Source organism: Actinophytocola sp. (genome assembly GCF_045807065.1).
Classification (GTDB): Bacteria; Actinomycetota; Actinomycetes; order Mycobacteriales; family Pseudonocardiaceae; genus Actinophytocola.
This window is the reverse complement of sequence record NZ_JBJMIE010000042.1, coordinates 36,978-49,173: the sequence shown is the minus strand read 5'-3', so window position 1 is coordinate 49,173 and position 12,196 is coordinate 36,978. Positions and strand designations below refer to the sequence as shown.

Sequence of the window (12,196 nt, the reverse complement as noted above, 5' to 3'; positions counted from 1 at the left end):
CGGTGCCGCACCAGCGCTCCACCATGTTGCCCGCTCGATGTCGGCAAACTGTTGTGAGATTGTTGAACAGTTGATGACTGGGATACCCGTGGTTATCCGGGTGCTGTCTATCAGAGGACGCGCTGTGGCGACGAGATTCAGAGTTCTGGGCGATGTCGAGGCGTGGGTCGACGGACGGCAGGTTGACCCTGGTCATGCCCGTCAGCGGGCCGTGTTGGTGGCTCTGCTGGTCGATGTTGGCCGTGCGGTACCGACCGGGGTCCTCGCCGAGCGCGTGTGGGGGGAGCGGTTGCCGGCGCGGGCCGACCGTTCTCTTGCCAGCTATGTGTCACGTCTTCGGCAGGTGCTGGCGGGTGCGGAAGATGTTGGCATAGAACGGCGACTGGCCGGCTATGTGGTGACGACCGCGCCCGAGTCGGTGGATCTGTTCGTCAGTCGACGCCTACTCGCCCAAGCTCGCTCGGTTGGAGCTGATGACGCCGCCGCCGAGCTCTTCGCGCAGGGACTGAACCTGTGGCGAGGCGAGGCCTTCGGCGGACTGGACACTCCGTGGATCAATGCCACCCGGCTCGCGCTGAACCAGGAACGGCTGGCCGCCGAGCTTGACCGGACCGACGTCGAGCTGCGGCTTGGCCGCCACAAGGAGTTGCTCGCCCGGGTGTTGGCGCAAGTATCGGCATACCCCTTGGACGAGAGGTGCGCCAGCCAACTCATGACAGTGCTGTACCGTTGTGGACGGCAGGCTGAGGCCCTTGAGTGTTATCAACAGATCCGACTGCGGCTCGCAGAACAGCTCGGCGTCGATCCCGGCCAGCCGTTGCAGCAACTGCACCAACGAATTCTCAACGCCGACCCGACGCTGATCATCTCCACACCGGCCCCCGACACCGGTGTCGCGGCAGGGCACGCCACCGGAACTCGGACACATCGACAACTTCCGCGTGACCTGAACACGTTTGTCGGCCGGGACCAGGAAGTGGCCACCCTCACCGGCCTCCTCACCACGGAACCCACGTCGGCGGCGGGACCGGTCGTGGTCATCCACGGCGCGCCAGGAGTGGGTAAGTCGGCGCTCGCCGTGCGTGCGGCACATCTGGTGATGCCACGTTTCCCGGATGGGCAGCTGCACGTCAACCTGCGTGGCGCGACACCGGGCATGCGGCCGCTGTCCGCGGTGGAGGCCGTGCACCACCTGCTGCGGACGCTGGGCGTCGCCAACACGGAGATACCGTCTGGCGTAGAAGAAGCGGCCGCACGGCTGCGTACCGTGGTGGCCGGGCGGCGGCTGCTTATCATGCTGGACAACGCCGCCAGCACCGGTCAGGTACGACCGCTGCTGCCCGGCGGTCCGGACACCGCTGTGCTGATCACCAGCCGAAGCCGTTTGGCGGCACTCGAAGGCGCGACTCACCTGGTCCTCGGTCCGCTCACTCCCGACGAGGCCCGTATGATGCTCGCGAGCCTGCTTCCGGACATTAGACCGGTGGAGTTCGAAGCGACCTACCGGCTGGCGGAGCTGTGCGACCATCTGCCGTTGGGGCTGCACGTAGCCGCTGCCCGGCTCAACGCCCGACCGAGCTGGCGCGTGCACGACATGGTCGACCGGCTGGCCAACGAGCGGCACCGGCTCACCGAGCTCGCCGCCGACGACATCGCCTTGCGCAGCAGCCTCGCTGTCAGCCACACCGCCCTTCACGACAGTGCCAACCACATCGACCGGAAGGCAGCCCGAGCACTCTGCCTCTTCGGACTGCTACCCAGCACCGACACCGACTCGGACCTCGCCGCCGCAGTGCTCGACACGACGCCCGCCGAGGCTGACCTGATCACCGAGCGCCTGCTCGACGCGCACCTGATGGAGGAACCCAAGCCCGGGCGGTTGCACATGCACGACCTCACCAGGCTCTTCGCGCACGAACTCGGCACCAGAACCCTCGCGCCGGCGGAACGACACATGCTGATAATTCGCGTGCTGAGCTACTACATCGCCACGACCTGTCGAGCCAATGCGCTGGTCTACCCACATCGAGCGCACCACCCCGCACCCGAGGTTACCGCGCCGCCCAAACCGTTGGCCAACCACGACGAAGCGCTGCAGTGGCTCGACGAACAACACCACAACATGGTCGCGGTAGTCCTACAAGCTTGGCAGGGTCCCGCCGAGGAGGTCCGCCTCGGCGTCGGGCTCGCCCTGGCTCTGCACTGGTACCGCTTTCTCCACTCCGGCGTGAGCGACCTACCCGACACGATCAGCTTCCTCGACAGCGTCGTCGCAGCAGCCGAGCGCCTCGGGCACTCTGTCGCGCTGGCGCACGCACACGGCAACCTGGCCATGCATCTGAGCCAGATCGGTCAGCTCGACCAGGCACGTGCCCACCTTCTCGAGGAACTGGCCATCTGCCAGGAGATCCGCGACCGGTTCGGTGAGCAGCGTGCGCTGGGCAACCTCGGCCACACCCATCTCGCCCAGCGGCAACCGGAGCAGGCCATCGCCTACCTTCAACAACAACTGGACCTCGCCCGGGACATCGGCGTGCCCCTCGGCCAGGCTTTCGCGCTGGTCAACCTCGGCAAGGCGAACCACCAACTCGGCAATTCCGGCGAGGCCATCACCATGGTCGAGAAAGGGCTGTCCTGGTATAATAAAACCGGCGATCACTATCGGCAGTGCGACGCACACGAGATACTGGCGAAGATTCATGTCGACCGAGGGAACTACGAGCAGGCGATCACGATCATGACCCGCGGGCTCGACCTCGCCCGTAGACACACATATCGCTACGGGGAGATATGGGCACTCACCACGCTCGCCAGAGCTCACCGGCTACACGGTGAACCGGACCGGGCGCGCTACTACGCGGAGCAAGCCGTGCGGCTCAGCCAGGACCTGCACGGTACCCAGGTCAGGGCAGACGCATTCGACGAGTATGCGCGACTACCCGGACCCAAGAAGCCGCCACAGCCATGACAGACGACGGGCAGTCCGCTGGGTGTGGCCGGGGACCGACGGCGCCGATCCCCGGCCGATCGACCTACGGCATCATCCGGCAACAGGGGATGTCGCCGGCCACGAAGACTTCGACCGAGCTTCGAGAATGTTCGGCGGTGACCGACCTGAGCGCTGAACCTGCGACCGCGAAGATGAGAACGAGTGCCCCACCAACAAAGATTTTGAACATTTCTGCGATCCTTTCACTATGCGTTTTCGGGCACAGGAGGATCCGGCCACGTGATTTGTGGCAGTTTCCACCTGGATTGTGGCGAGATGGGATGCCGCTCGAATGCGAAATAGCCGAGGCTTTTCTTACTGCTTTGCGTCGTGGTCAACAAAGCAGGTTGCCGTACCGGCACGTTGTCGTGTGAATTTGTTCGGTCGGCGGGCCTCTCGGGTGCTTCCAGGGCCGGTTCATCCATCCTCCGCTCACCGGCACGTCGAGGGCGAGATATTCGGCACTCTCCGGTCGTCGCGAATTTTGCTGAGGAATGTTGTTCATGCGGCAATAGTGCGATACAACGAAAAACGCGCACCAGCCTGACCACAGCGGCACCGAGGAGTTTGTGATCACAGTGCCCCGGCACGTCCTGCGCGGCCGGCCCCGCCCGCCGGCCCCGGTGCACATCCTGGCCGCGCGTGAACTGACAGCCGCGATGCGGCAGCTTCGGGTGGCCACCGGCGACAGCCTGTCGAGTGCGGTGGCGATGCTGAACCCGGCGATCACATCCCTGTATCCGGGCGCTACCTGGGCCGACGCAGGAACGCACGTACGTGCGCACCCACATCTGGTTGACGAGGCCTTCCTGCAGGCTTTGGAGAAGGGCCATCATTCACGGCTAGATCTTTACCGGCTGCCCGCGTGGATCAACCTCACAAAGGTCGGCGACAGGACCCGGCTCTACACCAGCCGGGTGCCGGGATGGCTGGTTCGCGCCTACGATCTCGCGTTCGGCGCGGATGGCTACCTGGTGGACATGTACGCCTGGAGCAACGCCCTGTTGGCCGACCAGCTCCGGGATGTCCCCCGGCGGCTGCGCGACCTGCCCGCGCACGTGCCACCGGGTCGAGAACTCGACTTCTTCACCGAACACTTCCCCGATACCGACGGTCGCGTGTCCGCCGTGCTGGCGGCTCAGGCCGAGGCTGTCGTCGGGTTGCGTGACGTACGTTCAAGCCCCAACGCGCCGTGGTGGCCGTCGGCGGCGGACGAGTCGAGCGCCGAGGACGAAACCCCGGAAGGGCTACTTGTCGCTCCCGACAGCCAACTGGTCGCCAGCTGGGTACTGCACAACACCGGCTCGGTGCCCTGGCGCCACCGGGTGGTGTACCGGGTCGGCAGTTACTTGGGCGGAGTGCGGACGCCCGCGTTCATCGTCATCCCCGACGTCGACCCCGGCTCGTCCGTGCGGATCCAATGTCCGATGCGGGTACCGAAAACCCCTGGCACCTACCGGGCCTGTCTGAAGCAAGGGTGGCCGGATGGCACCTACTGCTTTCCGACCACACTGCTCGGGCTGTTCGTCACCGTGGTCGTGGCACCTGCCGATCTGATCGATCCGCTGCCGGAATGGGTTGATCATGCCGGATGAGTACTCATCTGACCAGCGACGCCACACGTTGCGGCGGCTACGCGGTGACATGTCGTTGCGGGCGTTCACAGAGCTCCTTGCCGCCAACGGCCTTGCGGCAGGCCGGCTGAGCCGGCACCGTCTTCGCGACGTCGAGTCCGGCGACTCGGAACTGCCCGACGCCCTGTGGGATGACATCGCGGCGGCAATGATCGCCAGTGGCCGTGCGGCAGGCGACGTGGCCGGACTTCGGATGGCCGGACTCCCCATCGAGCCAGTGCCCGTACCCACTCCCCGCCAGCGGCTCGAACGGTGGACCCGTGCGGCGGACCAGCTCAGCGACAATCGGTGGTGGCGATACCCGCTCACCTTGGTCGCACGCGCGACCAATCCGGCGAACATGGGCCAGTACCGCGGAATTCTCGCACGTCATGGCGTCGACCGCGTGCGTATTCTCCACGAGGCACGCAAACGCTTCGAACGCGGCGCGGCCACCGCCGGACAATGGCAGGCGAGCCCGGATGACGGCGTAGCCGTCGACCGCGTCCACTCCGTGCTCGCCGCGGAGATGACACGAGGCGAGCTGTTCCTGCTTCCCGTGCGGCTGTACAACACGGGTTCGGTTCCGTGGCGTGACCGTTTGCTGTATCGGATCGGACCGCCGGTCTCGTCGGCCACGCCGTTCACGCCCCCGATGCTGCCGGTGCCCGACACAGATCCCGGCCACGCGTGCGACATGCAGATCCCCGGGCGCGCCCAGTGGTTCCTGAGCAACGCCGTGATCAACATGGTCATGGTGTTCCCGGACTTCTCCTCCTGTCTACCCGGCCACCTGCCGGTCTGGGTCGACACACGCGAGCCGGAGCTCGACCACTCCCTGCCACTCCCACCGGGGTTTCCCGAGGCCCCACCAGCGAAATGAATCCCTACGATCGAAGCCAGCCGGTGACGACCGTGACCAATCTGCGCATCTCGGAAACCTGGAACAGCCAGCAGAAAACCACGTACGACACCACCGCACAACAGCAGCCGGCCCCGAAATAGAGCATTTCGGCGACCTTCGCCGTCGGTGCCGCAGCCAGCATATAATGCGTGAACACCGCGGTGAACACACTTGCCGCCAGCCCGGCCAGCAGGGCACGCGACATCGTCCGCGTGGCGCCGTGTGCCCAGATCACTATTTTCCGTCGCCGGAGTAGGTGGCGCGCGATCGCGATCTCGAGCAGGAAGGATATCGCCAACGCTCCCATCGTCCCCGCCGTGGCGTACCTCGGGTGAAGGACGACGAAGGCCGCGATACTGAGCACGATCCGGAGAAGATAGGTCGGAAAACCCAGCAGTGCCACTGTGCGCAGATCCTCGAATGCCCAGAATGCCATGAGAACAATCTGACTGAGCGAGAACGGAACCAACGCGACGGCCGCTACGGCGATGACTGGCGCCATGCCCGCCAGATCGGCCGGGCTGAACCGCCCCCACTGGAACAGCAACCGGCCGATGTCGCCGCTCAGCACGAGGAACACGACGGATACCGGGACCAGCAACAGGACGCAGTAGACACAGGCGAAGTCGGCCTGTGCCGCCACGTCACCACGGTCGAGGCCGTGCGCCGCCTCGCTCATCCGCGGCAACACCACCGTGTTGATCGACAAGGTGATCACGCCGTGCGCCGCGGCCATCAACAGGTAAACGTTGTTGAAGATGAAGAGACCGGCATAACCCTGGACGGATGCGCGGTTAGCGAGGATGGCGATGACGACGATACTCGCCTGACCTGAGCCCGCGGCGACCAGGCCCCAGAGAAAGTTGCGGGCCACGCTCCGCAGCGGCAACAGGGAGAAGTCAAATCGCGCTCGAAAAGTGACTCTGACCGACCGCAGGAATGGAATCAGCACGACGACCTGGAATATCGATGCCATCAGGGTGGCACCAGCGATGAGGATGGCGATCCACCGCGGGAACGTCGCCGGCGAGTCCTGACCGTCGCGCAGCGAGCCGGCGACGTACCAGGCAATGGCGGAAACGAGCATGTTGGCACCGACGGGGGCCCACGCCGCGGGACGGAACCTCCGATGAACGTTTAGCACGGCCGAGTACACGAGGTACATACCGGAGAAGATGAAGGTGGGAATGACCAGGTACAGGAACTGGGTCAGCAATGCCCGCGCCTGGACGTCCGCGAACAGGTTAGCGAGAAGATCCACCGACAGCCACATTGCTGTCGCGAGAATGCCCAGGCACACGAACGTCAGCGTGACGAGACGCTGAACGAACAAGACTTCATCCTCGCCGGACTCGAGCACGGCGCCAGTCAGGAGCCGTACCAGAAATCCACTGAACGCGGCACCCAATATCACTGACTCGACGACAGCGGGCACCAGAACGGCGTTGGCATAGATATCCGCCACCAGGCTACCGCCGAGCGCGGCTCCGAGACTCGCCGTCCGAACGTACCCCGTCAGCCGGCTGACCGCGCTAGCAACGGCAACCCCTCGCGCCTCGACCAACACCGACTTGCCCCGGTCAGACGGCCGACGATGCATATCGACATTCAAGCACCGCTTCCCCGGACGACGGTGCTGACGTGGGCGCCTGTCCATGAACTGTCGTGGAAATGGGCCATGACACCGGCCATACCACGCAAGTTGAGCGTGAAAGCCCCGATTCGCATGGCCTTGTCGCGATCTCGACCGTCGCGTCCGCTGGAGAAGACCGTGCCGGGGCCCGAGGTCCTTCACTCGCACGGTGCAGCGGTACCACCACGTGCGGAACCCACCAGGCCTTACTTCGCTGGTTATGCGTGATTCAACACGCACGCAACTATCGGTCAACATCGATCGGCGAAAGTGGTGGCGCAGGGGGGAGGAGGCTCCGTGCCAGTGGTGTATCCCAGCCGATGTCCGCTGGCACGGAGCTTTAAAATTACGTTGTCGCATAGAAGGCACGCACCAGGCGTGAGCGGTTACTGAAGCTTTTTCATCCTGTGGTAGCTGGGCGATCCAGATCGAGGCGCTGTCGCTGGCTTCGAGGATCTCGTCGGCAGTCCAGTCCAGGTGCTCGCGGGTGCGGGCGTCGGCCGGGAGGACGATAAGGCCGTCGGAGATCTGGGCGACGCCGAGGCGTTTGAGCTTACGCCAGATCGTGATCCGCGGTGTGGAGGGCTCGCGGGGTATCCGGTAGGACAGCAGCACCCAGTCGCCGGGGCCGCCAGGCTGGGACGCTCGGATCACCACGACCACCACCCTCCGCGCAGCACACCAGGACACCACCGTCTGCACTGTAACCTTGGTTGCTTTGAGCCCGATGATCGTCGGTAGCGGAGGCGGGTGCGATGAGGCTGGCCGCGCGCTCTCGCAGGCTGCTGGTGGCGGCGGGTGCCGTGGTGGTCGCCTTGGTCGTGGTCCTCGTCGTGGTCACACGCAGCGGCGGTGGGCAGCCGTCGACCGCGGCGTCGCCGTTGCGGACGGCTGGCGAGATGGCGTTGCCGGGGGATTCCTCGCGCTTCGACTACGCCAGCCTGGACGCCGACCGCGGCTTGTTGTTCGTGGCGCATCTGGGCGCCAGCGAGGTCATCGAAATCGACATCCACGCCCACCGAGTGGTACGCACGATCCAGAACCTGTCGCAGGTGCACGGGGTGCTGGTGGTGCCCGCGTTGCATCGGGTGTTCGCGACCGCGACCGGCGCGAACCGGATGGTCGTCCTGGACGAGGACACCGGGACCGTCGTCGGCCAGGCGCCGACGGGCGAGTATCCGGACGGGCTGGCCTACGACCCGCGCCGGGGTGCGATCTGGACGACCAACGAGTCCGGTGGTTCGGAAACGGTGATCGACGCCGCCACTGGAGCCGTGCGCGGCACTGTCACGTTGGGTGGTGAGGTCGGCAACGTCGCCTACGACCCGGCCAGCGACCGGATGCTGGTCGACGTCCAAGGCCGGGATGACCTCGCCGTGATCGACCCGGCTGACCTCACAGTCGAGCGACGGGTCCCGCTGCCGGGTTGCGACCACGACCACGGCCTCGCCCTGGACACCACGGACCGGTTGGCGTTCGTGGCCTGCGACGGCAACGCGACCCTGCTGACCGTGGACCTGAACACTTGGCAGGTGATCGGCACCAGCATGGTCGGCGACGATCCGGATGTGTTGGCGTACGACGCGGCTGCGCACCGGCTCTACGTCGCCGCGGAGAGCGGCCCGGTCACGGTGCTGGATCTGCGCGACCGCCGGCTGACGGTGACCGGGTCGGCGCATCTGGCCGACGGGGCGCATGTGGTAGCAGTGGATCCGGGCAGCCACCACAGCTTCTACCCGGTACCTACCGGGGCGGACGGTCGTCCCGCGCTGCTCGAGCAGGAGCCTGCCCGGTAGCGCGGGGCAATCATCCACTGCGGTCAGCTGGCGGGTTGCACGTGGGCGGCGTCCACTGCGGACCGGAGGGCTTTGGCGAAGGTGACGCCGTCGTCGACGGCCCAGAAGTGGGCCGATGCCGGCGGTGTCCAGGTCGATCGGCGGCTGGGAGCCCGGTGGTGTCGGGGCTGGGATGGCGGTGGCGTCCAGCGCGGCCTTCACGCCCTGGGCGAGCGCGGCGGGGTTGCCGCTCATGGCGTGGAGGTGGGGCCGCCAGATCAGCGGGTCCTGCTGCAGCAGGTGTTTGTGCAGTGGGCACGGAGGACGGCTACGGCTACGACGTCGTGCGCCGGTTGCGCCTGGCGGGGCTGACCGAGGTCGGGGACGCCTCGGTCTACGGCACGCTGCGCCGGCTGTACAACCAGGGCGCGCTCACGTCGTACGTGGTGCCGAGCGAGGAGGGGCCGCACCGCGAGTACTACGGCCTGAACGACACCGGCCGCCGCCGGCTCGCCGAGTCGTCCGCCGTGTGGCACGGCTTCGCCGCCACGATGACCGATCTGTTGGGAGCGAACGCGTGAACACCAACCACGCCACCGACACTCACGCCGAGATCTGCGTCGCCGAGCTGCGGCAGGTGCTCGCGACCTGCCGCACGCCGAGGTGGACGCGATCATCGACGACATCGCACCGCGGCTCGCGGACACGGCGGCGGCCGGCGAGCTCGGCCACCGGTCGAGCTCGCGGCGGAACTGCGTGCCGCGGCCGGCTTCCCGACCGGCGGGACCCGCCGGACACTCGCCGCGCGAGTCGCGTTGTGGACGCTCGTGATAGCCACCGGCACCGCGCCTACGGCGGCTTCATCTGCCACCAACTGGTCGGCGACGACGCCCGCTACTCCATGCCGGTCATCGCCGTGGCGCTCGTCGGCTCGTGGTTCCTGGTCGTCCGGCTCGGTCGCGACGCCGCCGCCGTCGAGCTGCCCGAGGTCCGCACCGTACGGGAGCTCCTCGTCGGCGCGACGTCCCCTCGAATGCTCGACGCCCTGCGGCTGGTCGAGCTGGGCTGGCTGCTCGCCCGCTTCCCGCTGATCCTCATCGGCACCCTGCTGCTCGCCGTCCAGTTCGGTTGGGACACCACGATGCCCGCGCTGGTCGCGGTCGCGGCGGCCGGCTACCGCTCCCTGACCGACCGGCGTTTGGCTGTGGCTCAGCGTGCCGGCCGGCGCGTGGGCGATCGGCACGGCCCCGCGGGTGACGACCTACGTCTCGTTGTTCGTGGAAGGTCACATCGGCTACGTGAACGGCTGGCCGGCGCCGGACGTCTACCTCGCGGGTAGGCGTCGGGGGTCGGCTTGGCATGATGCCGACCGCCACTTGATCATGTCACCGGGAGGAAGCCGCGTTGGTCGCCGTACGAAAGGCTGTGCTCGTCGGTCTGGTGGTGGTCAACGTCGCCGTGGTCGCGTGGGTCCTGCTGTCATTCCGGGACGGGGTGCTCGGCAGCGCCTACCGCATGGACCTGGATGTCTACCGGGTCGCTGTGGACGTGTGGTGGCGGGGCGGTGACCTGTACGCGGAGTTGCCCACGCTGCAGAACGGCTGGCAGCTGCCCTACATCTACCCGCCGTTCGCGGTCGTCGTGCTGGCGCCGTTCGCCGTGGTGCCGTTCTGGCTGGCCAGCGCGGTCTTCGCGCTCGTCACGATCGCGGCGGTGGCACTGGTGCTCGTGCTGGTGCTCCGCGCCCTGGACGTGCGACCCACCGCACTGCTGGTCGGCACGCTGCTGCCGGTGTCCCTGGCACTGGAGCCGGTACGCGAGACGCTGTACTTCGGCCAGGTCAACGCGTTCTTGATGGTGCTGGTCGTGGCGGACTGCCTGGTCCGCTCCCCACGTTGGCCGCGCGGCGCGCTGGTGGGCATCGCCGCGGCGGTGAAGCTGACGCCCGCGGTCTTCGTGCTGTTCTTCCTGCTGCGCGGCGACCGTCGGGCCGCACTCACCGCGGGCGTGTCGTTCCTGTGCGCGACGGCCGTCGGGTTCCTGGTGAGCTGGTCGAACTCCGTGCGGTTCTGGACGCACGAGGCGTTCTTCTCCGCCCAGTTCCGCGGCATGTCCAACGAGATGAACCAGTCGCTCAAGGTGCTGCTGGTGCGGTTCGGCGTGGACCCGAAGCTGCTGTGGCCGCTGCTCGCGGTCGCGGTGCTCGGCGTGACCGCCATCGGCATGCGACGGGCGTTCGCCGCGGGATGGCCGGCGTGGGCGTTGAGCCTCAACGCGCTCGGCACGCTGCTGTTCTCCCCCGTGTCGTACTCGCATCACTGGGTGTGGATCGTGCCGATCCTGCTGACCGGCGGCGTCTTCGCCTGGCGCACCCGACGCGTGACCGCGATCGCCGCCGTCGCCGCGGGGACGCTGCTCTTCGCCCTCGCGCCACACTGGTGGTGGGACCCGAAGGCACCATGGGGCGTCTGGCGCCTGCTGACCGGGAACGCCTACGTGTGGGCCGCGGCGGTCGTCCTCGCCGTCGCCGCGTCGCCGCTTCGGGAATGGCGCCGCGGTCGTCGTCGGGGGAACGAGCCGGCCCGGTCAGCCGAGCTGTGACCAGGCCTCGTTCACCACGTCCGCGACGGCTCGCGGGTTTCCGCCGAGGTCGCCGTTCGCGTGGGTGACGGTCACGGTCAGCTCGGCGCTCGTGCGCTGGCAGTTGACCACGAACGTCTGCCCGGTCGTGTCGTTCCGCACCACGCACGACACCGGGCCGAACTCGACCATCTCCTCCGGGGGCTTGTCGACGCCGAGGTACCCGGGGTCGGAGTAGGCCACGTACTGCGGCGACGCGCTGGGCGAACGCACCACCTCCAGCGAGAACATCGACTCGAGCTCTTCGTTCGCGTACTGCTGCACGACTGCACCAGCGCCGTCGCGGCTCGCCGACAGGCGGGCCGAGCTCTCCTTGTCCCACGTGGCCTGGTGGTCCACCAGCTTCGTCATGTCGCCGCTCTGGCCGTTGCGCTCGCGCACCTTCTGCAGGTCCGGGTACCGGTAGTAGTCACCGAGCCGCGCCGGCGCCGAGACGGCGGCCGACGAGCCGCCGCCACCGTCACCACCGAACAGCAGCCACGCGCCACTCGCCAGACCGGCGCCGACGACCACGCCGACAACGCCGGCGACGACCGCGACCGCACGACCGCCGTTCGGCGGGGCCGGGGACTCCGGGTGCGGTTCGTACCACCCGCCGGTCTCATGCGGTTCCATCGACACCGGATCTCCTGTTCCCCCGGC

General features: G+C 67.2%; 9 protein-coding genes. 7 read left to right on the top strand and 2 right to left on the bottom strand.

What is annotated here, in order from left to right:
* Positions 1-88 precede the first annotated feature (88 nt).
* The 3 genes from ACJ73U_RS02545 to ACJ73U_RS02535 all read left to right on the top strand — a co-directional run bounded on the left by ACJ73U_RS02545 (position 89) and on the right by ACJ73U_RS02535 (position 5,485).
* Positions 89-2,968, top strand: a complete 2,880-nt coding sequence (locus tag ACJ73U_RS02545) for a BTAD domain-containing putative transcriptional regulator (protein WP_407775857.1) — start codon at positions 89-91, stop codon at positions 2,966-2,968.
* Positions 2,969-3,558: 590 nt separating this feature from the next.
* Positions 3,559-4,584, top strand: coding sequence for an NBR1-Ig-like domain-containing protein (locus tag ACJ73U_RS02540; protein ID WP_407775856.1), 1,026 nt, complete (start codon positions 3,559-3,561; stop codon positions 4,582-4,584).
* 55 nt (positions 4,585-4,639) lie between these two features.
* Positions 4,640-5,485, top strand: coding sequence for a hypothetical protein (locus tag ACJ73U_RS02535; RefSeq protein ID WP_407775855.1), 846 nt, complete (start codon positions 4,640-4,642; stop codon positions 5,483-5,485).
* Positions 5,486-5,489: 4 nt separating this feature from the next.
* On the opposite strand, the gene murJ is transcribed toward ACJ73U_RS02535, so the two are convergent.
* Positions 5,490-7,073, bottom strand: a complete 1,584-nt coding sequence (gene murJ / locus ACJ73U_RS02530) for a murein biosynthesis integral membrane protein MurJ (RefSeq protein WP_407775854.1) — start codon at positions 7,071-7,073, stop codon at positions 5,490-5,492.
* Positions 7,074-7,894: 821 nt separating this feature from the next.
* Between murJ and ACJ73U_RS02525 the strand changes: the two genes are divergently transcribed.
* The 4 genes from ACJ73U_RS02525 (at position 7,895) to ACJ73U_RS02510 (ending at position 11,515) form a co-directional block, all read left to right on the top strand.
* The gene (locus ACJ73U_RS02525; RefSeq protein ID WP_407775853.1) at positions 7,895-8,935 is read left to right on the top strand and encodes a YncE family protein; all 1,041 of its coding nucleotides are present in this window, start codon (positions 7,895-7,897) and stop codon (positions 8,933-8,935) included.
* 290 nt (positions 8,936-9,225) lie between these two features.
* Positions 9,226-9,495 carry a PadR family transcriptional regulator gene (locus ACJ73U_RS02520; RefSeq protein ID WP_407775852.1) on the top strand — a complete coding sequence of 90 codons (270 nt, stop codon included), beginning with the start codon at positions 9,226-9,228 and terminating at the stop codon, positions 9,493-9,495.
* Positions 9,496-9,731: 236 nt separating this feature from the next.
* Entirely contained in the window at positions 9,732-10,253 is a 522-nt protein-coding gene (locus ACJ73U_RS02515) for a hypothetical protein (RefSeq protein WP_407775851.1), read from the top strand.
* A gap of 65 nt (positions 10,254-10,318) precedes the next feature.
* Positions 10,319-11,515 carry a glycosyltransferase family 87 protein gene (locus tag ACJ73U_RS02510; RefSeq protein ID WP_407775850.1) on the top strand — a complete coding sequence of 399 codons (1,197 nt, stop codon included), beginning with the start codon at positions 10,319-10,321 and terminating at the stop codon, positions 11,513-11,515.
* On the opposite strand, the gene ACJ73U_RS02505 is transcribed toward ACJ73U_RS02510, so the two are convergent.
* Complete coding sequence (locus ACJ73U_RS02505) at positions 11,501-12,169, bottom strand: hypothetical protein (RefSeq protein ID WP_407775849.1); 669 nt, start codon at positions 12,167-12,169, stop codon at positions 11,501-11,503. The two genes, ACJ73U_RS02510 and ACJ73U_RS02505, sit on opposite strands and share 15 nt — an antisense overlap.
* Between the last annotated feature and the right edge of the window lie 27 nt (positions 12,170-12,196).

What these genes read in the sequence shown, in the direction of transcription:
- ACJ73U_RS02525 (WP_407775853.1), top strand. Translation starts at nt 7,895, where the DNA reads ATGAGGCTGGCCGCGCGCTCTCGCAGGCTGCTGGTGGCGGCGGGTGCC.
- ACJ73U_RS02505 (WP_407775849.1), bottom strand. Translation starts at nt 12,169, where the DNA reads ATGGAACCGCATGAGACCGGCGGGTGGTACGAACCGCACCCGGAGTCC.